Origin of the sequence: Vibrio sp. V38_P2S17PM301, assembly GCF_009904845.1 — a bacterium.
GTDB classification, from domain to species: Bacteria; Pseudomonadota; Gammaproteobacteria; order Enterobacterales; family Vibrionaceae; genus Vibrio; species Vibrio proteolyticus.
In genome coordinates this window covers 93,530-115,738 of record NZ_WXWO01000100.1, presented here as the reverse complement: position 1 = coordinate 115,738, position 22,209 = coordinate 93,530, and the positions used below count along the sequence as shown (strand labels likewise).

17 protein-coding genes are annotated in these 22,209 nt (G+C 52.0%); 11 read left to right on the top strand and 6 right to left on the bottom strand.

What is annotated here, in order from left to right; translation table 11 throughout:
- From tssM to CAG64_RS21400, 4 genes are all read left to right on the top strand, one after another.
- Positions 1 to 3,456, top strand: coding sequence for a type VI secretion system membrane subunit TssM (tssM, locus tag CAG64_RS21415; protein WP_161457842.1), 3,456 nt, complete (start codon positions 1 to 3; stop codon positions 3,454 to 3,456).
- Entirely contained in the window at positions 3,456 to 4,073 is a 618-nt protein-coding gene (locus tag CAG64_RS21410; protein WP_021703700.1) for a protein kinase domain-containing protein, read from the top strand. The genes tssM and CAG64_RS21410 overlap by 1 nt, the downstream gene beginning before the upstream one ends.
- Positions 4,070 to 5,050 carry a hypothetical protein gene (locus tag CAG64_RS21405; protein WP_161457841.1) on the top strand — a complete coding sequence of 327 codons (981 nt, stop codon included), beginning with the start codon at positions 4,070 to 4,072 and terminating at the stop codon, positions 5,048 to 5,050. The genes CAG64_RS21410 and CAG64_RS21405 overlap by 4 nt, the downstream gene beginning before the upstream one ends.
- A 74-nt stretch (positions 5,051 to 5,124) precedes the next feature.
- Positions 5,125 to 7,020 (top strand): hypothetical protein, encoded by a 1,896-nt coding sequence (locus CAG64_RS21400; RefSeq protein WP_161457840.1) that lies wholly within the window; start codon positions 5,125 to 5,127, stop codon positions 7,018 to 7,020.
- Positions 7,021 to 7,064: 44 nt separating this feature from the next.
- Here CAG64_RS21400 and CAG64_RS21395 read toward each other — a convergent pair whose 3' ends face one another.
- The gene (locus CAG64_RS21395; protein WP_161457839.1) at positions 7,065 to 8,030 is read right to left on the bottom strand and encodes a helix-turn-helix domain-containing protein; all 966 of its coding nucleotides are present in this window, start codon (positions 8,028 to 8,030) and stop codon (positions 7,065 to 7,067) included.
- A gap of 354 nt (positions 8,031 to 8,384) precedes the next feature.
- On the opposite strand from CAG64_RS21395, the gene CAG64_RS21390 reads away from it, so the two are divergent.
- Complete coding sequence (locus tag CAG64_RS21390) at positions 8,385 to 9,833, top strand: NAD-dependent succinate-semialdehyde dehydrogenase (RefSeq protein WP_161457912.1); 1,449 nt, start codon at positions 8,385 to 8,387, stop codon at positions 9,831 to 9,833.
- A 1-nt stretch (position 9,834) separates the two neighbouring features.
- On the opposite strand, the gene CAG64_RS21385 is transcribed toward CAG64_RS21390, so the two are convergent.
- The 4 genes from CAG64_RS21385 to CAG64_RS21370 all read right to left on the bottom strand — a co-directional run bounded on the left by CAG64_RS21385 (position 9,835) and on the right by CAG64_RS21370 (position 13,067).
- Entirely contained in the window at positions 9,835 to 10,101 is a 267-nt protein-coding gene (locus CAG64_RS21385; protein WP_161457911.1) for a DUF1496 domain-containing protein, read from the bottom strand.
- A 25-nt stretch (positions 10,102 to 10,126) separates the two neighbouring features.
- Entirely contained in the window at positions 10,127 to 11,026 is a 900-nt protein-coding gene (locus CAG64_RS21380; protein ID WP_161457910.1) for a pyridoxal-phosphate dependent enzyme, read from the bottom strand.
- Positions 11,027 to 11,094: 68 nt separating this feature from the next.
- Positions 11,095 to 12,393 (bottom strand): histidine kinase dimerization/phospho-acceptor domain-containing protein, encoded by a 1,299-nt coding sequence (locus CAG64_RS21375; RefSeq protein WP_161457909.1) that lies wholly within the window; start codon positions 12,391 to 12,393, stop codon positions 11,095 to 11,097.
- Positions 12,393 to 13,067 (bottom strand): response regulator transcription factor, encoded by a 675-nt coding sequence (locus CAG64_RS21370; protein WP_021703692.1) that lies wholly within the window; start codon positions 13,065 to 13,067, stop codon positions 12,393 to 12,395. The genes CAG64_RS21375 and CAG64_RS21370 overlap by 1 nt, the downstream gene beginning before the upstream one ends.
- Positions 13,068 to 13,193: 126 nt before the next feature.
- Here CAG64_RS21370 and CAG64_RS21365 point away from each other — a divergent pair, with 126 nt between their 5' ends.
- From CAG64_RS21365 to CAG64_RS21345, 5 genes are all read left to right on the top strand, one after another.
- On the top strand, positions 13,194 to 14,195 hold the full coding sequence (locus tag CAG64_RS21365; protein ID WP_161457908.1) for a glycosyltransferase family 2 protein: 1,002 nt from the start codon (positions 13,194 to 13,196) through the stop codon (positions 14,193 to 14,195).
- The gene (locus tag CAG64_RS21360; RefSeq protein WP_161457907.1) at positions 14,192 to 15,595 is read left to right on the top strand and encodes a phospholipid carrier-dependent glycosyltransferase; all 1,404 of its coding nucleotides are present in this window, start codon (positions 14,192 to 14,194) and stop codon (positions 15,593 to 15,595) included. Before CAG64_RS21365 ends, CAG64_RS21360 begins: the two co-directional genes overlap by 4 nt.
- The gene (locus CAG64_RS21355; protein ID WP_161452697.1) at positions 15,592 to 15,978 is read left to right on the top strand and encodes a GtrA family protein; all 387 of its coding nucleotides are present in this window, start codon (positions 15,592 to 15,594) and stop codon (positions 15,976 to 15,978) included. The genes CAG64_RS21360 and CAG64_RS21355 overlap by 4 nt, the downstream gene beginning before the upstream one ends.
- A 351-nt stretch (positions 15,979 to 16,329) precedes the next feature.
- Positions 16,330 to 16,956 (top strand): TetR/AcrR family transcriptional regulator, encoded by a 627-nt coding sequence (locus tag CAG64_RS21350; protein WP_021703688.1) that lies wholly within the window; start codon positions 16,330 to 16,332, stop codon positions 16,954 to 16,956.
- A gap of 67 nt (positions 16,957 to 17,023) precedes the next feature.
- Positions 17,024 to 19,309 (top strand): acyl-CoA dehydrogenase, encoded by a 2,286-nt coding sequence (locus tag CAG64_RS21345; protein WP_161452694.1) that lies wholly within the window; start codon positions 17,024 to 17,026, stop codon positions 19,307 to 19,309.
- Positions 19,310 to 19,362: 53 nt separating this feature from the next.
- Here the strand turns inward: CAG64_RS21345 and CAG64_RS21340 are convergent, their stop codons facing one another.
- A complete protein-coding gene (locus CAG64_RS21340) occupies positions 19,363 to 20,682 on the bottom strand; it encodes an endonuclease (RefSeq protein ID WP_161452692.1) in 1,320 nt (439 codons plus the stop codon).
- A gap of 310 nt (positions 20,683 to 20,992) precedes the next feature.
- On the opposite strand from CAG64_RS21340, the gene fabV reads away from it, so the two are divergent.
- The gene (gene fabV, locus CAG64_RS21335; RefSeq protein ID WP_021703685.1) at positions 20,993 to 22,195 is read left to right on the top strand and encodes an enoyl-ACP reductase FabV; all 1,203 of its coding nucleotides are present in this window, start codon (positions 20,993 to 20,995) and stop codon (positions 22,193 to 22,195) included.
- The last annotated feature ends 14 nt before the right edge of the window (positions 22,196 to 22,209 follow it).

Here is a 22,209-nt window from a genome sequence, read left to right as displayed (position 1 = left end):
ATGATCAAAAAAATTCTTGTATTGATATGGATTGTTGCGTTGATCACCGCGTGCAGCGCACTTTGGATAGGGTTACCAGCGGAGCAGCCGCAGTGGCCGAAATGGCTCGCGCTGGGTATCACGTTGTTGTTGATTGGCGCCACCTTGTTCTGGTGGTGGAAACAGGCAAGTAAAGCCTCGCGCGATAATGAGCTGCATGATCAACACGTGTTGCTCAAACAAGACACCAGCGTGATCCAGCAACTGTTCAGACTGGCCACTAAGAAGGTGCGTGGTCATGGTCGCAACAAGTTGGACAGCATTTACAGCCTGCCTTGGTATTTATTGCTTGGCGGTGAAAAAGACGCGAAAAGTGCTATGTTGCTGCAAAACGGTTTCGAACCGGTCACGGAACGTCATCTGGAAGACAGCGATACCGAACAGTACCTGCGCTTCTGGAGTAATGATCATGCGGTAGTGATCGAAGCCGGTCACCGTATCTTTGACAGTGAAGGCGTCGACGAAGCGCTGTGGCAGGTACTGGGACAACAACTGCTTAAATATCGGCCACGTCAGGGTCTGAACGGCGTGGTCACTATGATCGGCTGTGATCGTTTGCTCAAGGGCGACCGCAAAGAGCGCCAGAAACTGGCCAGCATCTATCAGGAAGCGGCGTTGTCGATGAGCGCCCTGATCAACATCAATCTGCCGGTGTACAGCGTATTCTCCAAAGCGGATGCGATCGCCGATTTTATCGAGTTTTTTGCAGGGTTTTCCGGCTGCGATGTGGAAAACCCGTTCGGTGTGACATTCAACTGCGATGCGGATCGCCGTTTCGATAAACACCAGTTTGAGCTGCAAAGTAAAGCGCTGCTGAAAACGTTGGCGGAGCAACAATTTGAGCTGCTGCGTAACATCAGCAGTGAACAGTCCGGTTCGGTGATCGCCTTGCCCTACCAATTGCGGATCTTCTTTGAGCGCATCAATGAACTGCTGACGGACATCGGGCGTGAAAACCGGGTGCGCGAAGCCGTATGGATTCGCGGTGCGTATCTGCTGTCATCCGGACAAAAAGGCGTGGAGCATGATCTGCTCACACAAGTCGTGGCGGAGCGTGCGGAATTTAACTCATCCAGTACCCGGGAGCAGTTGCCGGGACGTCGCAGTTACTTCACGTCACGTTTGTTCAGCCATGTGATCCTGCCGGAAAAAACCATTACTGGTGTCAACGAGTTGCGCCATGCCGGTTACCTGGCGGTGCGCTCTCTGGCGGTTGTGGCTGTGGTCGGTGTATTGTCGGCTGCGGGCTTAGTGCTGAAAGACAACTGGAATCAGGATGAGCAGTGGCGTGCAGACGCCATGACTCAGCTGCGTTTGTACGGCAGTGACATTCAGCGTCTGGAGAAGAACTATTCCATGCCAGACATGATTGCGGTACTTAATGAACTGCGCACGGTGGCGGAGCAGGGCATTCAACCCAAAGCCTGGTATCAGCAGGTCAGCATCAAACAGAGCGATACCGCGGCGCGGATTTACAGCACCTATCAGGAACAGTTGAACCTGATCCTGTTGCCAAAACTCGAAGAGCTGATCAGCAGCGAGTTGTACGTTTACGTCAATCTGGGGAACCCGAGCAAAATCTTTGAGATCCTGCGCTATTACCAGATGCTGTTTGACCGTCAGCAACTCGACATTGTGGGGATGCAGGCCTATCTGCTGGATAACCTCAAGGATCAGGGCAATGTGTCGTCGGATGACATCAATACGCTGTCACTGCTGATCAACGACCTGTTTAAGAGCAATTACGACCAGCGCCTGGCCCCTAACTACGAGTTGATTGCCGTGGCAACCAATAATCTGGAGGGCTTGTCACCGGAGCGCCTTATCTATGCGCGTATCAAGAGCTTGCCGGAGTATCGGACTCAGGTGGATGTCCGTCGTCAACTGGGCGAAAAGTTCGACAGCATGTTCATGTTTTCGGAGGATTTCCATGGCTATTTGATCCCGGAGATTTTCACTAAGCAGGGTTACAGCCAGATCGATCTGAGTGCTAAGTCAGAATTGCTGCGTAAGCAATTGAGTGAGTTCAAAGCCATTCAGGGCGACATGTCGGGAGCATCGATTGCCGAGCTGACGGATTTGAGTAAGCAGATCCAGCGCCTCTACTTTGCCGACTACATCTACTACTGGAAAGATCTGATCAATAACATCCACATCCGCCAGTTTAACAGCCCGGTGGAGTTGGCCTACGCGCTGAGAAGTGCACGTGAGCCGGCCACCAGCCCGGTGCTAGACGTGCTCGGCGCGGTGGTGGTCAACACGACGCTCGCCGTCGAAGAACAGCCGGACACCAAAGAGAATAAACGGACGGCCAGTCAGCTGGGGCTGAAGAAGGTTGCTAAGGGGTTGCGCACGGCAGACAAACTCAACCGTGCCGTCGGCGAAAAGCTGCTGCGCTTGCAACCTTCATTTGTTGTTAATGAAGCGTTCCTGTCGTTTGCCAACTATGTCAACGGTAGCGGGAAAGCCGGAGATGCGGTGCCACTGGATGGCCTTATCCAGCAGTTTGATGCGCTCAACACCTACTACGATGCCGCATTATCCAGCTCCAATCCGGGCAAGGCGTTTCACGGCTATGCGCTCGCCCATGCGGAAGGCAGCCAGGATGCGATTGTTGAATTTCAGCGTCTGGGGGCCAAAGCGCCCGGGCCGGTAGCACAGTGGACCAAAAACATCAGTGCACAGGCGTGGCGCCAGGTCGTGACGGGCAGTGTGAGCTACCTCGACAAACAGTGGGACGAACAGGTCTACCAGTTTTACGTGGCCGCAATTGAAGGACGTTTCCCGTTCGCGTTGCAGGGTCGTGGTGAAGTGAACCTCAACGATTTCGCCCAGTTCTTTAAACCACAAGGTCGGGTAGACCAGTTTGTTGACCAGTTACTCAAGCCATTTGTTTACTGGGACAACGGAGTGCTCAAGTTGCACGAAGTCGATGGTGTGACCCTACCCATTAGCCAAACCAGCCGTCAGCAACTGCAACGGGCTCGCCGACTGAGTAAAACCTTCTTTGGTCCCACGGGGCAGGAGTTGGCGCTGAAACTTGGCCTCAAAGCCAGCTCGATGAGTACGGACGTAACAGAGTTCCAGCTGAGAGAAGCGGAAAGCGTGTTCAGTTACAAGCACGGCCCACGCGTGTGGCGTGAAGTGGACTGGCCGACAACCGGGGTAGACGGCTACCTGAGCGCCAACTTTTACAAAGGGGACAATCGTGTTGCGACCCAGGCATACACAGGCCAGTGGGCCCTGTTCCGCGCGCTGTTTGAGGGCGACAGTAGTGCGACGGCAAGCCGGTTAGTACGCAAGCTGAATTACAAGATCAGCGACAACAACATCGTACTGGATTACACCCTGCGTGATTCCAATCAGACGTTGGATAAGTCCCTGTTCACCCACTTCAGTCTGCCCAAGCAGTTGTGATGGTCAGGGCCGAACAGGTAGGGGCCAAAACGGAGCCTGCCGAGCAAGCGCAGACTTACGTTAAGCACTATGCGTCGCCAGAGGCCATGTGGCGAGAATGGCAGGCGCTGGAGGCCTGTCGTGGCGTCGGCGTTCAGCGTGTGCATGCGGTGGATACTGATAGGCAGGCCTTAATGCTGGAGTTCGATTCATCGGCGATGCCACTGAGTGAATTTGATGAGGCCGATCTGGCTCTGTTTGTCGCAGTTTTGCCTGCGCTCGTGTCGGTGATTCAACACTGCCACGCGCGGGGCTGGGTTCATGGGGACATCAAGCCCTCAAACATTGTGTATGTTCCCACGACCCAAACAATTCGATTGATTGATTTCGGCGCGAGTTATCGCATTGGCACATCCCGGGAAGCACTGTCTGAATGGCAGGTGACACCTATGTTCGCCACCGGCCAGCAGGTACGTGGGGAAGGGCTGGTGCAAACGGGAGATGACTGGTATGCGCTGATTAACATCATCGATCAGGTCATGCCTTTTGCGCATGACCGCCTATTACTCCAGGCGCTTCAAAGCGTTCGGGACGGTGTGGCAGCCGATATTAAACAATCTGAGAGAACAACAAAATGATAAATGATTTACAAAATGCCACTTCCTTGGGAAAAACCATTTATGACCAGGCGACGGCCGGTGAATTTAACGGCGTTGCCATTGGGGACAGCGCGTTTGATTTCACGACCGGTATTTTTGAGAGTACGCCACTTGGCAAGGCCGTCGATATTCCGGTGGAAAAAATTGAGCTTGGCTTTAGCAAGCTAGAGAAGGCTCAGGCGGTGGAAGAGGTAAAGCAGAAATTCCACCAGTATATCAGCCAGAAAACGGCCAACAGCGTGTCTGCCTTCACCACGCCTTCGGTATTGTCGGCAGACCGACGTTCCCAACTGCAAGGGAAATCCGGTCAGGCCTGGTTGACCGGTGCGCAGCAGGTTTACGCCAAGCACCAGGGCGAACGATTCTACAAAATGCAGCGCAAGGCACAGGACATGGCACGTTCGCTGAAAAAGAACCCAATGAAGGTTGTTAAAGTGCCGTTGAGCGTGGTCCCGCTTGGTGAGATCGCCAAGCTGGGCATCAAGGCTGGCGAGTACGCGGTGGGTAAGTACACCGGCAAGCGGCGCGCGCGCAAGAAAGGAGAATACACTGCTGCGGGTAACAGCAATATGCTGACCGCCAAGTTGGGCAAGCAGGAATATAACCGAAAAAAAGCCAAATGGCAGGCGAAAGACATTGCTGACTTAGGGCCACAAATTCAGCGGAATTTGTACAAGCTCAAACAGTCGGTGGAGATCCTCAATGCACGCAAACAGCAGATGAATGTGTGCAGTCAGAAGTTTCATCAAGATCCGACCAATACCGCCGCTCTCGGCGCTTTGGTTAAGAGCCGTGAGGATGCGGCGATGAGTCTTTATGAAGTAAAGCACTACGTCGAAAAAATATCTGGTATGTGCAAAGCCATGGAGGCGACAGCGTTCACCATCAACGCTTATATGGAAGGCTTGGATCAGATCACTGATCAATCAGAGCAGGACATTCTGAGCACATTCTGATGAAGGTAACAGGGGCTGTGATTTTTCACGGCCTCTGTTGTTTCTGGTTACACGTTAATAAAAAGGAAAGGCCTATGACCAACCCGACTCAACGTTCGCTTGAATTTGATATATTCATGATAAAGAACGAACGCGGTAATCTGTTGCCGATGGGAAGCTGTACCCGACACCTAGAGCAGTGGCTGGACACGCTCAGTGCCGGACTCGGCAAGAAAAACTCCTATCGCGCTATCCCCTATATTCAGCGTGGTGTGGATGTGATTTACTCCGTGCTGGAAACCATGATGTTTGTCCATCACAAAAAGCTCAGTAGCAGTTATGGTTACAGTGCCACTGACGTAACCGAGCATCCGCTGTGGCATATCCTGGTTTCTCTGGTCACCCGTAAATATCCCGACATCATTAAAGTCGTCCGACCAAGCCGGACACCGAATGAGTCTGTCCGGGCTAAGTTTATTAACCGAACGTTTTTTCAATTCCTGCTGCATAAGCAGCGTTTGCTGCAAAATTTGCAAAATGGCATCAAGCAGAGTGGCGAACTCGGCCGGATCCAGGCGCAACTGCTGGATGCTCAGGTCGAGTCACTCAATCAGGCCTACCAGAAACATGGCCGAGCCGACGACGCGTTGTGGCAGGTACTTAACGATTACTACAAGAAGCAGCGTCTGTTGCAAATGAGCCGCCAGCGCGGCAAAAAAACCGAGGTGAAAGGCAAGTGTGACTCTGAGAACGGTGCGCTGTCGATCGATGAAAGCGCGGAGCTGTTTGCTGAAGCTAAAGTCGAAATCACCAAAAGCTGGGACTTAGGCTGCATCCGTAATGAGCTGACCGGTGCCGCGGCAGCAGGAGCCAAAACCTTGGTCAGTGCCAATATGCACGCCAATTTTGGCACCGGTGGCGGCGCCACGTATCTGAAAGGCGGAGCGGGTAAGCAAGAGCCCAATATTGTTGAAATGCCCGGAGTGAACATCGGTAAAAAGTACACCGACTTTACCGAAGATGAGCTGGAAAACCGCAACGGATTTGTGCCGATACAGCTGATCCCGGGTATTGATCTGGGCGTCAACGCGGTTCTGGCGGCAGAAGCCGGGCTGAGGTTAACCGTAACGCACCAACTGACGGTCGGCCAGATCATGGCCATGACCAACGAAGCTGAGCTGTTTGTCGGGGCTGAAGTAAAAGCAGAGTATAAAGCCGCACTCAACACCAGTAACATCATGGGCGCAGACGAGGTACTGGCTTTCACCCTGGCGGGAGGTGCTTTTGTGGGTGCGAAAGCCAAAGGTTCGACGTCAATGACGTTCAAGGCGCGTGGTATCAACGCCGTGTCGGGCAAAGTGTCCGGTGAAGTCTCTGCCGGGGTCGGGGTGAACGGCATCATTGAATCGATTGTGCGTGGGTCCGGCGATGTTAAGTTGCGTATGGCGGCCAGCGCTTCAGCAGGTGTGGGCACCGGTGTGGATTTTGACACCACCGTGAATCCGATGTTGCTCAAAGTCATCTTGTGGGATGGCATGTTCCATCACCTGACCACCAAAAACTATCAGCGCCGTCGTGATGCCAAACTGGATCTCAAAGTGAATTCGGTGGTTGTCACGCGTTGTAACGAGAAACTGCAGATGTACATGGTGCAGCTCGACGCCGACCATAAAACACTGGCGGAAGAGTTATGGCGTTTACCGATTGACGCCAGCCTGTCGTTAAAAGGCGGGACGTTAACCCTCCATGATGAGGTATCAAAGCCACATCAACAGGCCATGGATCAATACATGAGTTCGCTGGGAGTGGATGGCGTGCATGATCTGGACGATGAAGACGAAATGACGAACGCAGAGGCCGGGATCAAGAATCGCGCCCGGGCGCAACACGACGAGGCCAAGCAGGCCAAAAAAGCCATGTCGAAACGCAAAAAGGCCAAGAAAGCGCTAAAAGGGTTGTTGGTACTGCCTCCACACCCGGAAGCCGCGTGATCCTTGCCAACATGGCGGGCCAGAGCCCGCTGTGTTTTTATTGGTTAGCGCTGATAGCGTTTGCGGTATTCTAACGGCGTCATGTCGTTGGATTTTTTAAACAACTCCCTGAAGTAACGTACATCCTCATAGCCTACTTCACGGCTGATGTCTTCAATGGTCTGCTTGGTTTTCTCCAGCTTATCTTTGGCAATGGAGAGCCGAATTTGCTGGATGTACTGAATGGGCGTTTGACCGGTTGCCAGTTTAAATCGTCGCTTCATCTGCCGGTCGCTCAGATGGACTCGTTTACTCAGCACATTGACTGAGAATTCCAGGGTCGGGCTGCTGTGCATCCAGTCTTGCAACTGATGGATCAGCGTGTCGTTATGCTGACGGTACGGAATGAAGTTCGCCAGCGCTTTCTGCTGAACCTGATCGGTATCGCCAAAAATAAACTGGTGGCAGCTTTCACGGACCGACAGGCCAAAAAACTGTTCGACGATCAGCATCATTACGTCGCTGTATCCGCTGATCCCAGAGGTGCAGTAGCGGTTGTTGTCACAGGTGACACGGCGATCCACCTGCAAGCGGGTGTCCGGAAACATATCGCGGAACATATTGGCAAAATGCCAGTGTGTGGTGGCGGTGCGGCTTTCCAGCATCTGTGCTTTGGCCAGCACAAATGCGCCGGAACAAATAGAGACAATTGGAATACCGTGTGACTCGAACTGTTTGAGCCACTCAAGTGTGTCGTTACCCAGAGTCGCCAGATTACTGTCTGGAAATCCGATCGATCCGATCAGCAGGATATCCGTTTGAGTAACCTGTTCGATATCAATGGTGGGCGAGATGATGACGCCCCCCATGCCCCGGATAGGTTGATTGTCCTGAGTGACAATATGGACGACCGGTTCCGGTGCGCCCGCCAGATTCGCAGCAATAGACAAAACTTCGATTGGCCCGGAAATCGATGTTGTGGGTGCATCAGCGAATGCCAGGGCGGTGAGTGTTATAGATTTTCTTTCCACAGGATACCTTATCAAATGGGAGAAACATCCATGCCACCATTCCCTTGGTGCAAAGTGTTTAGAATTATAAATTATGTGACTAATAATATAGTTATTAAGCAGTTTATAAATGGGTTTTATATCTGGTCTGAGTAGTTGATTCAAAAGTGCAATGAAACGTAAGGTGGCTATTCAGAATGCCGGGCGGTTATTTTCTGCTCAGAGACGTATTTTGATAAGTTAAAGGGCCGTGCTTTTGCTGAGGCGTTTTATGTAACTGATACGGTAAAACGCTGGGATCACACAACATTCACGTTATACTGATACCTTCTTCATATTCTGCGTGAGTTCTCACGTCCGCTCTGAGGTAACACCATGATCAAGCTTAACGATGCCAGCCTGTTCCAACAGCACTGTTTTATCGATAACCAGTGGTTCGACAGCGATAACCTTGCGACGTCCACCGTCACTAACCCTGCCAATGCCGAGGTACTCGGCACGGTGCCCAACCTGACCTGCGCGCAGATAGAGGCGGCCATCCACAGTGCACATCAGGCGCATCTGGCATGGAAGCAGACGACCGCTGAACATAAATCCCAAGTACTTTATCGCTGGTATGAGCTGATCATGGACAACCTGGATGATCTGGCGACCATTCTGACCAGTGAGCAAGGCAAGCCATTGGCAGAAGCGCAGGGCGAGATCCGCTACGCTGCCAGCTTCATTCAGTGGTATGCCGAAGAAGCGAAGCGCGCCTACGGCACGATTGTGCCGAGTCATAAGGCCGATGCCCGGATTCTGGTGACCAAAGAGCCCGTTGGAGTGGTAGCGGCCATTACACCTTGGAACTTTCCAGCCGCGATGATCACGCGCAAATGTGGCCCGGCTTTTGCTGCCGGGTGCAGCGTGGTGCTCAAACCGGCGCCGGACACCCCGTTTACGGCGATGGCACTGGCGCAATTGGCGCAGCGGGCGGATTTGCCTGCCGGTCTGTTACAGGTGATGACCGCGGATGCAGAGCGCATTGGAGAGCGCTTTGCCAAGAATACCAAAGTCCGCAAACTGTCTTTTACCGGCTCGACCCGTGTTGGCAAGCTGCTGATGGAACAGAGCGCCTTCAATGTGAAGAAGCTGTCGCTGGAATTGGGCGGCAATGCGCCGTTTATTGTCTTTGAGGATGCGGATCTCAATGCCGCGGTGGATGGCGTGATGATTGCCAAATTCCGCAATGCCGGTCAAACGTGCGTGTGCGCCAACCGAATTTACGTACATGAAGCCGTGCACGACAAGTTTGTCAAAAAGCTGGTCGATAAAGTTGCCCGGCTTAAGGTCGGTGACGGTCTGACTGGAGCGGATATTGGTCCGCTGATCAATCAGGCCGCGGTTGACAAGGTCCGTCGTCATATTGAAGACGCGGTGGAGAAAGGCGGTCAGATTCAATTTGGTCAACTGAGCGAGCAGGGTTGGTTTGTGGAGCCGCATGTGATCACCGAAATGAGCGATGACATGCTGGTGGCCAGTGATGAAACCTTCGGTCCGTTAGCAGCTATTTTCCGTTTTTCGGCCGAAGAGGAAGTCACCACCCGGGCTAACGCGGTGGAATCTGGCCTTGCCGCATACTGTTATACGCAGTCTCTGTCGCGTGCATTCCGCATGAGTGAGCAACTGGAAAGTGGTATGGTCGGGATCAATGAAGGATTAATTTCAACGGCGGCGGCACCGTTTGGGGGTGTAAAAGAATCCGGTTTAGGGCGTGAAGGTGGCCATCAGGGTCTGGAAGAATTTCTGGAAGAAAAATACACCCTGATGGGCGGGATTCGCTGAACTACTGCGGCTTCTTCTTCTCTTCCAAGGTGACCCATTTAAGAGCGCCATTGGTTTCAAAACTGTTGGCCTCTTTGCACACCATGTAATGGTCACCGACCTGCACCATCGCACCGAGTGAATACGCCTGATCCTGGTAATAGCACACACGTTTGGCGATGTCTGAGCCGTCCAGTGCGACGAGTGGTTTTTCGCCCGGTGTTGTGATGACTTTAGCGGCGGCTACCGGTGCTATCATCATCAATAGTACTGCAAATGATTTGTTCATTGTCTGCCTCATATCCGTTATCTGCTCAATCAAATTTTCTTTGATATCTCGGGAGCATACTTTCATTGCCTAAAATACCACCCTGGTGAATATAGAGCAGGGTTTTATCTCGATTGGCGTGATACCAGTTCAACAAACAGCGCCACATCATCGGGTCATACAGCAAATCGAATTCGACGTCGGTCTGAGCCAGAAGGGCTTGCCAGGTGCGGTAGTCGTCACGATAGAGTTTGCCGAAATGATGTTTGTGGTCGAGGGTGAGAATTTGCGGATGATCCTGCTCACCAAGTTCATGGAATTGGTGGCGCAGATATTCGGTCCCGCCAACACAAGGACAAGTCAGCACCTCGATGCCATGGGGTTTGAGCGTTTTATGCAGATATAAGGCGGTTGCCCCGGTACCAGCCGGTAGCGCCACGACTAACGGTTGTTTGACTTGAAACCGTGCCCAACTGAGGAGCTCCATACCCAACTGACGAACGCCAGCTTCGGCTTCGCGGCTACGTCCACCTTCGGGCACCACCAGGCACTCGTCTCCCGGTTGACGAATCTGCGTAATGTAGTCACGTGGGTGCATCGCTGCAGAGCTGAGCTCACGCACATCCAGGATGTGAGCGCCAAGATCGAGTGCGCCGCGGTAATTGCCGGTTGGACGCTGTTTTTGCCATGGGGCGATATGGTCGACATAAAACTCCAGCTGCCAGCCCTTGATTCGGGCCAGGGCCGCCAGCGAATAAAGCGCGTTTGATTGGGCAGAGCCATAGCAAATCAGCGTGGTGATACCCGGCAAATCCTGCTTCAGCAAAGACATAAATTTGCGAGCCTTGTTACCACTGAAGTGGCTGTGTAACTGATCGTCCCGTTTGAGAAAAAACGGAATCTGCTCGAAACAGTGCTGGGTTATCGGACTTTGGCTTAGGTTCATTTTGACTTCATGGGATCACAAAAAGCCCAGCATAATAGTATAAATCGAGCAGATTGACATGATCTGGCTTAAGCCTCGGGCACAATCTCCGGGGAGTTAACGGCAGGCGAACCGAAGTCAATTTCAGCCCGGCAGCCACCATCAGCGCGATTGGTCAGATTGAACTGCCAGTGATAACGACGGCAGAGATCATCCACGATAAGCAGCCCCAGGCCATGCCCGTCTTTATTTGGTGTTGTGTCCAGCCCTTCGCCCTGGTCGTTAATCACCAGACTATTTTCGGTGAGGCGAATGTGGATCTCGCCTTGATTTGTTGCCGCAATCGCATTGCGAATCAGGTTACCGACAATCATGTTCATCACGGCGGGCGAGGCTTGAACGTCTGGCTCCGCATCGACGTCTTGATGAATCTGAATGGCTTTCTCCCAGGCCTGATGCGAGTTTTGTTCAACGATCCTGCTCAGTTCACTGGCGGTAAACATCCGGTAGGGCGTATTGCTTTCATCGCGCTCGTAGCGCACCAGGCCGAGCAGAGCATCGATCATGGTACTCATCTGCAGTGTCGCATCATCGATACGTTGTCGTTGCCGCTGTTGAAACTCCGCATCCTGATTCTTGCTCATCAGTTTTTCGGCCCCTTTGATGATGGTCAGCGGGGTTCTGAGTTCGTGGCTGGCATAACGGGCAAACGCCTGTTCGCGTTTGAGTACGGTATGGATTTCACTTCGATAGCGGTTCATTTCATCGGCTAATGTCTGAAATTCGATGGCAGCACCGGGTTTGATGGTGAAATGGTGGCTGGAGTCCCCTTTATGTCGTTCAAGTTGCAAGGTTAGGTCGTTGATGGGTTCGATCAGTTTTTCAGACAGACGAAACAGCAAAGTACCGAAGATGAACAACATGACTGCCACACAGCTCAGCACCAGGATCCCGGCGAACGTCATCTCCTCTGCACCGAACTCGACAGCGTCGATCTTGGTCAGCAGGATTAACGGTTTTTGTTGCCCATTGGTATAGTAATGTGAGACCAGAACCATCCGCGAGTTCGGATCTTCCCCCACTTCAGCAAGAAAGGTATGTTTTCCTTGGATGTAAGTCCGGTAAGGCTCTGGAACCAGCCTGACATCGTTGTAAGCATCGGTCAGGACATCAATGACGATTTTGCCGTTCTCACCATGCAGGAAACGCGTGGCTGCTTCATCACGGTCAATCTGGATGCGTCGTTCGCCCACGCGATCTTCTGACCATTGTAAGGCTGCGAGAAAGATCAGTAGTGTGGCTGCGCCGAGGATTAGTGACACGCCAGAAAAAAACAGTGCCAGTTTGCCGGTCAGTGTTTTGGTGCTGTAGAGAAAAGGGCGCTTCACTACACGTTCTCCAGACGAAAGCCAATTTTGGGGATGGTGGTCAGCATGGGGACGCTGAATGGCTTGTCGAGCTGATTGCGCAGTTGGTAGATGTGACTGCGTAATACGTCATTGTTCGGTTCTTCTTCGTCCCACAATTTGCGTGCGATCTCCTGACGGGTGACCAGCTCCGGTGCTTTGCTGCACAGCATTTCGAGGATCGTGTACGTGGTTGGGTTCAGCGCCAGCAGTTTGTCATTGCGGTAGGCTTTGCGGGTTTTCTGATCGATCTTTAAACTGCCGAAACTCAGCTCGCAGCTGGCCACTTTGCCATGGTAACGACGGATCAGGGCATTCATGCGAGCTTCGAGAATTTCGAGATCAAACGGTTTGGTCAGATAGTCGTCGGCGCCGTGTTCAAAGCCTTTCAGCATGTCTTGTTTGTTGTCCAGGGCGGTCAGCATCAATACGGGCGTGGTATTGCCCGAATCCCTTAACTTATTGCACACGGTCAGGCCGTCCATTCGAGGCAGCATCAGATCGAGAATGATGATATCGAAATGGTTTTCCATCGCCAGTTGCAAGCCCAGCTCGCCGTTGTCGGCGTAATCAAGCTCCATGTCCATACATTCAAAGTAATCAAACAAGATACCAGCAACTTCGCGGTTGTCTTCCACCAACAGGATTCGTTTCATGTGTCCAGGGCCCTTTTCTTTTCGCGCGGCTATAGGAACAAAATCAGCGTGAAAAATATGTCGACAACACATCATTCACATCCGGGCAGTTAGGGTAATCCTATTGAAACCGCTGGGATAACCGCTATGACCTACTCAAACGATACGTTACCACGAATTACCCCGCCATGTACCTTATCGGTGATTGTGCCTTTTTATAATGAGGCGGATGTGCTGCCTGTTTTCCATCAACGTTTGACGTGTGTGTTGGATTCACTGCCGGATCGCTGCGAAATTGTCTATGTCGATGACGGCAGTACAGATACCAGCCGTACGTTGGTGGAACGACTGGACCCGGGCAGCAGCCGGGTGACTTGTATCGGTTTGAGTCGTAATTTTGGTAAAGAATCGGCCATGAGCGCCGGACTGGAGCATTGCCAGGGGTTGGCGGTGATCCTGCTTGATGCGGATCTGCAGGATCCACCGGAGCTGATCCCCGTGATGTTGGCGAAATGGCGGGAGGGATACGATGTGGTCAATATGCAGCGTCGCCGGCGTTTGGGTGAAAGCTGGTTGAAGCGCACGTCAGCAGCTCTGTTTTATCGCCTGCTCAATACCCTGACGAAGGTGGAAGTGCCAGAGAACGTTGGCGATTTTCGCTTACTCAGTCGTGAAGTGGTTGATCACATTAATACCTTATCTGAACGTAACCGCTACATGAAAGGAATTTTTTCCTGGCCGGGCTTTCGTCAGGCCACCTTGCCTTTTGACCGCGATGCGCGCTTTTGCGGCGATACCAAATGGAACTACCTCAAACTGCTTGGTCTGGCTGTGGATGGCATCACCTCTTTCTCAATTCGTCCGTTGCGACTGGCGACCATCTTAGGTTCGTTGATTGCACTGTCTGCGTTTGTGTATGGGGCGGTGATTGTCGTGAAAACACTGCTGTTCGGTGACGCCGTTTCAGGTTACCCAAGCATGATGGTGGTGCAATTGGCACTGGGCGGCATTCAACTGCTTTGTATCGGGGTGATGGGTGAATACATTGGCCGAATCTTCATTGAAACCAAGCGTCGTCCGTTGTACATCGTTGAAAGCATTGCTGAACAAAATAGTCACGACAGTGCCAAGCAGGAGAAGCGCGCGTGAAAATCAACCCAATTCACCTGTGGACGCTGTTGATCGCGGCGTTATTGATCCGGCTTTTGTCACTCGGTACGTACCCACTAATGGACACCACAGAAGCACGCTACGGAGAAATGGCACGCCTGATGGTGGAAACCGGTAACTGGCTGACACCGCAGTTTGATTATGGCGTTCCGTTTTGGGGGAAACCGCCGTTGTTCACCTGGATGAGCGCATCGGGTATTGAATTGCTGGGCGTCAACGAGTTTGCGGTGCGGATGCCTCACTGGCTCGCTGGCGTTTTGGTGATCGTCCTGATGGCCTGGTTTGCGCGTCGGCAGGGATACGATGCGTTGGTGACGGCACTGGTGCTGGCGACGTGTGGCCTGTTTTCCATCGCGGCGGGCGCAGTGATGACCGATATGGCGCTGATGCTGGGGATGACTCTGGCGATGCTCGGTTTTTATCTCTGCTGGCTCGGTGAACGCCGTTGGGGTTACATTGGCTTTGTTGGTCTTGCGATTGGTTTGTTGGCTAAAGGGCCTGTGGTGTTGGTGTTAGTGGGCTTGGCGGTGATGCCATGGCTGTTTTTGCAGCACAGTGTAACGGGCGCCTGGCGAGTCTTGTGGCGACGTTTTCCTTTGATTGGCGGCACGCTGCTGATGAGTGCGATCGCATTGCCGTGGTACGTGCTCGCAGAGCAAGCCACGCCTGGATTTCTCGATTACTTTATTGTCGGTGAGCATTTCAAACGCTTTGTGGTCAGCGGTTGGCAAGGGGACTTGTATGGCAGCGCGCACGATGAACCGCGCGGGATGATTTGGCTGTTCTGGCTCGCTTCTGCCGCGCCATGGTCTGTGGTATTGCCGGTGATGTATTGGCGTAAGCGCAAGCATGTTCAGACCTGGGCTTGCGAGCAGAAGCAATTACTCAGTTTTCTGGTGTTGTGGCTGGTGTCACCGATGCTGCTGTTTACCATGGCCGGGAATATCCTGCCTGCTTACGTGTTACCGGGTGTGCCTGCGTTGGGGCTGCTCATCGCCATGGTGCTGCGCGGTAGTCGCCAGGAACAGCTTTGGTTTAAAGTGACCGCGGGTGTGGTGCCATTATTCTTGATTGTTGCCGTGGGGTATCTGCACTTCGGGCCATCAGAGAAACGCAGCGACAAAGCCATCTGGCAACTGACCCGCCCCGGAGTAGCAACGTTTTACGTGGGTAAACGCCCGTTCTCTGGTCAGTTTTACAGTCACGGTCTGGCCCGGAAACTCGCCTCGGACACGCCGCTTGAGCAGTACTCGCGAGTACAACTGATTGGCAAAGAAAAAGAGGTCGATCACGTGGTTGCCGAGCAGAAACTGACTTGTGTGGTGGCCTACGCCGCCAAAAGTGGCAGGGCCCTCTATCAGTGCGTGAAACCATCATGATAGTGCGTCGACTGAGTTTCTTCGCGCTGGTCGGTACGTGTGGCTTTGTGGTGGATTCCTTGGTGTTTACCGCTGGTCTGATGTTGTTGCACTTACCACTACTCATGGCACGTACTTTGGCTTTTTTCGCCGCGGCGAGCGTCACCTGGGTTGGAAATCGCAGGCTCACGTTCAGCGATGCCGTTTGTCAGAGCAAGTGGTTACAATGGCGCAAAGCCTTGATGGGCGCAGGGTTGTCTCTAGTGCCGAATCTGACGGTATTTCACGTTGTTGTCACCCTGACGCACAGCTCGCCGTTTGGCACGGCTGCAGCGTTTATCGCCGGAATTGCAGCCGGTATGCTGAGCAATTTCTATTTGTGTCAGCGCTGGGTGTTTGCCTAAGTTAGCGACCCAATAAAAAAAGCCCAGAACAATCTGGTTCTGGGCGGATACAAACATAGGAGTTAATAAGAAAAAGCAGCATAAATCTGTGTAGTGAGCAGTAAGGACAAGCTTGACGGCCGTTAAACTTTCAATGCATTGCTAACTACTCTTAAATAGACCGGACAAACGTCAAACAGTTCCCTTCAAATCGAAAAAAAATCCTATTTTTCTTTGCGCGCAATTTTCACTGATTATTAAGACCTTACCGATATCTGGTCCGACCAATACTCAAAAGTGTGATGTTAATTGCTTGTTAAATAAATGTGCCGCGAGTATATTTCAAACAGTTGTTTAATACGAGTGATTAAAATGGCCCCACGAAACAGTACCAAAGACAAAATTCTGGACGTCGCGGAAGCCTTGTTCGCCGAGCACGGTTTCAATGACACTTCGCTGCGTACCATAACCAGTAAAGCAGGGGTAAACCTGGCGTCGGTGAACTATCATTTTGGCGATAAGAAGACGTTAGTTCGTGCGGTATTGAATCGTTATCTGGAAGCATTTATGCCTGCCGTTCAGGATGCGCTGATTAACCTGAATCTGGATGAAAGCTATGAAATGGCGCAAGTGTTTGAATCTCTGCGCGGTCCGCTCAAGTCACTGAACGATGTGCGCCCAAATGGCACCAGTCGTTTTATGTTACTGATTGGCCGTGGCTATACTGACGTGCAGGGGCATCTGCGTTGGTTTATTACCACGCGTTATCAGGATACGCTGAAACTGTTTACCGATTCAGTTTTGAAAGCCAACCCGCGTCTGACGCAAGAGACGTTGTTTTGGCGTTTGCACTTTACGTTAGGAACCTGCGTATTCACCATGGCCTCGAGTAAGGCGCTGGCGGAAATTGCAGAGAACGATTTTGGTCAGAAGGTGGACCCCAAAACGGTGGTTGACCAGTTGATCCCATACCTCGCAGCCGGCGTGGCTGTCGAATAGAACTTTGAACAGATAACAAAAGTATAAAAGGGCGTAGGCCCTTACCTGTGAACAAAAGGATCTGATTATGTGCTCTCTACGAAGAAAATGGATTAGTGACCCGGCATTCAAACTCTTCAAGAAAGTGTTGCCTCCGTTGTCCAGTACGGAGAAAGAGGCAATGGAGGCGGGTAGTGTCTGGTGGGATGGTGAGCTGTTCTCGGGATCACCTGATTTCACCAAGCTGCACCAATACCCAAAACCGACGCTGACCGCTGAAGAGCAGTCTTTTATGGACAATGAACTGGAAACCCTGCTGACCATGCTGGATGACCATAAAATTGTTAAAGAAGACCGTGACTTGCCGAAAGAAGTGTGGGAATACCTGCGGAAAGAACGTTTCTTCTCACTGATCATTTCCAAAGAGTATGGTGGCCGTGAGTTTTCTTCTCTGGCGAACTCGACCATCGTGTCACGCATTGCGACCCGCAGCATCAGCACGGCGGTGACCGTGATGGTGCCGAACTCTTTAGGTCCGGGTGAGCTGTTGTCTCATTATGGTACTCAGGAGCAGAAAGATTACTGGTTGCCTCGCCTAGCCGACGGCACCGATATTCCATGCTTTGCGTTAACTGGCCCAGAGGCGGGTTCGGACGCTGGTGGTATTCCGGATCAGGGTATCGTGTGTTACGGCACACATGAAGGAAAAGAAGTACTCGGTATCCGTCTGAACTGGAACAAGCGTTACATCACCTTAGCGCCAGTGGCAACCGTGCTGGGCCTGGCTTTTAAAATGTACGATCCGGACAATTTGCTGGGCGACAAGAAAGAGCTTGGCATCACCTGTGCGCTCATCCCGGCAGACCACGAAGGTGTGATCATCGGCGAGCGTCATGATCCGCTGGGTCTGGCATTTATGAACGGCCCGACGCGTGGCGAAGATGTGTTCATTCCAATGGACTGGCTGATTGGTGGTCAGGAATACGCGGGTAAAGGTTGGCGTATGCTGGTGGAGTGTCTGTCAGCAGGACGCGGTATTTCCTTGCCAGCACTGGGTACGGCGATTGGCCACCTGACGTCGCGCACCACTGGTGCGTACAGCTATGTGCGTAAACAGTTTGGCATGTCGATTGGTAAGTTCGAAGGTGTGGCAGAGGCGCTGGGACGCATCGGTGGTCTGACTTACCTGCTTGAAGCCACCCGTACCCTGACGACCACATCGTTGGATCTAAAAGAGAAACCAGGGATTGTGACGGCAATTGCCAAATACCACATGACAGAAATGGCGCGCACCATTTTGAATGATGCGATGGACATTCACTCAGGTCGTGCCATTCAGGATGGCCCGATGAATTACCTGGGTACCCATTATCTCGGTATTCCGGTTGCTATCACGGTGGAAGGGGCAAACATTCTGACCCGTAACCTGATGATCTTTGGTCAGGGAGCGACCCGTTGTCACCCATACGTATTGAAAGAGATGGAAGCGGCGGCAAATCCGGATGAGAAACAAGGGGCGGATGAGTTCGATAGCCTGCTGTTCAAACACATTGCTCACGCGACTAAAAATACACTGGGCGCATTTGGTGCCGCTCTGACCGGGTCCTACTTCGTCAAAGCGGATATGAGTGGCCCGACGAAGCCATATTACCAGGATTTGACGCGTCTGAGCCGGGCTCTGGCGGTCAGCGCGGACTTTGCCATGCTGACTCTGGGTGGCGAACTGAAACGCAAAGAGATGATCTCAGCGCGACTGGGGGATGGTCTCAGCTACCTGTATATGGCGTCTGCAACGCTGAAGAAATACGAAGATGAAGGTCGCCAGCAGCAGGATCTCGATTATGTTCACTACGCGATGCAGCATTGTTTCTATCATGCGGCTAAATCGCTACAAGAGGCGTACACTAACTTCCCGAATAAAGCAGCGGGTCGCTTGCTTAAACTGCTGGTGTTCCCACTGGGTAACCACTTTGAGCGTCCAAATGATGATCTGTCTGTTAAACTGGCAGAGAGCCTGATGACACCGGGTGCACACCGTGACCGTCTGACTCACTTGTGCTACATCGGCCAGGACGCGGACGACAGTGTCGGTTTGATGGAGCGGGCTTTCCTCGCGATGTACGGAGTGAAATCTCTGGAGCGTAAACTGATGCGTGCGGCGAAAGACGGTAAAGTAGCGCGTAAAGGACTGCTGAAAGATCGTCTGGAGCAGGCTTTGGAACAGAATGTACTGACTCAGAAAGAAGTGGATCAGATTTTGGAAGCCGATACGCTGCGCTATCAGGCGATTCAGGTTGACCACTTCAGTCATGACTTTAGTGAAGTCCTGACGCAGGAGACGAGTAACAAACCGAAACTGAACAGTGTCGCCTGAAAGTAAGCGTCACGAGCATCTGAAAAAGGCACCCGATAGGGTGCCTTTTTGTTTTATTGCCCCCAGATCTCGTGGACAAATTGTGGGTAGTCAACAAAAGGGTTGCGGTTGCCCTGGAAAGTGTATGCCGCATCGTTGCGATCCCGCTCTTTCTGGCTGACCGGATCTTGTTGATGCCAATCAACCAGCATGCTCAGGAACCAGTCTTCGTAGACTTTGTCCGAGCTGCCATCTAAGACGGCGTCGCCATAACTGCTGTTGTTCTCCCAGCCGGCAATCACGTTCTGATAGCGGGTTGCCATATAGAAGTACGCTCGGGCGATGTCACCTTTAAACTCATCAATCGGTTCAAAGACGGTACCGTTGTAACCGAGTTCCGTTTTGGCACTGCCAAGTTTCGAGCCGTTAGCAGAGGTGTAGGACGCACTGCTGACTTCGCCGTAAGGGTAACTGCTGCGCTTGGCGTTAACGTAGCCATCGGTTGGAAAAATGTGGTGCACGTCGGTGTTCATCGGTGCGACAGCGCCGCCAAACCAACTGCGTGGGAAGGCGTGCTCGCGATTATAACAATCGCCTTCACCGCGGTAGGTGCCACATTGGTCATTGCCAGCAGTGTAGGTATAAGGGTCGTTGGCTGCGGGATTTTCCGAATACACGTCCAGTATGGAGCTGTCTTGCTCATAGTACGTATCGCGCTCATTATTGATGTAGAAGGTCCACAGTGCACTGTAGCTTTGGTCGTTATGGCTGTTAATGATGTTATACAGCTCAGTTTTCAACGCGTACCCAGTCAGGCCTTCTGCACTTTGATAGTAACTGGAGAGATTATCCAGCCCGCCGCTGCCATTGTCGCCGCTTCCCCCATTATCGCCATCACTGTTGCTAGCGGGAGCAAAATCATCAATGTACACCAGCTCCTGACCATCAAAACCGGTTTGGTCATAAAAGCGCAGCCCGACCTCAATATTGCCGTCACTGCTGGCGGTGTAACTGTGGCTCAATTGTTGCCATTCACCCGTGATAGCTGGGTTGGTGTAATTCTGATAGCCGTCGACATAAAGGCGCGCTGCCACATGTCCTTCGGTATGGTAAACCCGGACGCTGAAGTCGTATTGTTGGCCGGCTTGCACGGCGACGCTCTGGCGAAAATCGGTGGCACTTTGGGTGGTGGTGGTGACGTTCAGCGCGGCTGCTCGTGAGCCCGAAAAGAGAGGTTGAAAAGTGTCGGTCACTGTAATGCCGGAATCGATCACGCTCCAATGATCGGGTGAACCGTTGGTCCACTGTTCGAAGTCTCCGTTGGCGACCGCCGCGAGAGCAGTTGGTGCCAGTGCCGATAACAGCAAGCCAGAGAGCAGAGGCGAGTAATGCATAGTATATCCTTACGTTGATTATTATTGTTGCCAAACCAATCTGGCACATGAATGTGAATATTTGAATAAAATCAGTAACAACACCTATTTTTTGGAAGCGGCGATCAAAAAATAAACATGTTGCTTGAACACAAACCGGTCACCAGAGCTGACAAAGCTGTCTATACTGGGCGGAAAAGCTCTGGGTGGGGACACGAATCCGGATTAAAGTGCTCCAACCACTTGCTATTTCTGAGCAAATTTACAGAAATTAGATGAGATTTCGTGTCGAACCTTTTATCCTAGCGGGGATTTTTTAAGGAAGTTGAATATGATCATCAAACCTAGAATTCGCGGATTTATCTGTACCACAACTCACCCGGTGGGTTGTGAAGCAAACGTAAAAGAACAAATTGCTTACACGAAAGCACAAGGCCCAATCAAAAACGCGCCAAAGCGTGTACTGGTGGTCGGTGCGTCAAGTGGTTACGGTTTATCCTCACGTATCGCTGCGGCATTTGGTGGCGGTGCTTCAACCATTGGTGTGTTTTTCGAAAAAGAAGGCACAGAGAAAAAACCAGGTACCGCTGGTTTCTATAATGCGGCTGCATTTGAAAAGCTGGCGCATGAAGAAGGCCTGTACGCGAAAAGCGTCAACGGCGATGCTTTCTCCCATGAAGCAAAACAGAAAGTCGTGGATCTGATTAAAGAAGATCTGGGCCAGATTGATATGGTAGTGTACTCACTGGCTTCACCAGTGCGTAAGATGCCGGAAACCGGTGAACTGATTCGTTCATCATTAAAACCGATTGGTGAAACGTACACTTCAACGGCGGTTGACACCAACAAAGATGTGATCATTGAAGCCAGCGTAGAACCAGCTACTGAGCAAGAAATAGAAGACACCATTACAGTAATGGGTGGTCAGGACTGGGAATTGTGGATTAATGCGCTGTCTGACGCAGGTGTTCTGGCAGAAGGTTGTAAAACCGTTGCTTACAGCTACATCGGTACTGAACTGACCTGGCCTATCTACTGGGATGGTGCACTAGGCCGTGCGAAGATGGACCTGGATCGCGCCGCAACAGAACTTAGCGACAAGCTTTCGGCTATCGGCGGCAGCGCTAACGTAGCGGTACTGAAATCGGTTGTCACTCAGGCGAGCTCGGCAATTCCTGTGATGCCACTGTACATCGCGATGGTATTCAAGAAAATGCGTGAAGAAGGCGTACACGAAGGGTGTATGGAGCAGATCTACCGCATGTTCAGCCAGCGTCTGTACAAAGAGGATGGCAGCGCGCCGGAAGTGGATGACAAAAACCGTCTACGTCTGGATGACTGGGAACTGCGTGATGACATTCAACAGCACTGCCGCAACCTGTGGCCACAGATCACCAGTGAAAACATCAAAGAGCTGACAGATTACGTGGAATACAAAGAAGAGTTCCTTAAGCTGTTCGGCTTTGGTGTCGAAGGTGTGGATTACGACGCAGACGTGAATCCAGCCGTTGAAACCAACTTCATCAACCTGTAATCACAGATTCGGTG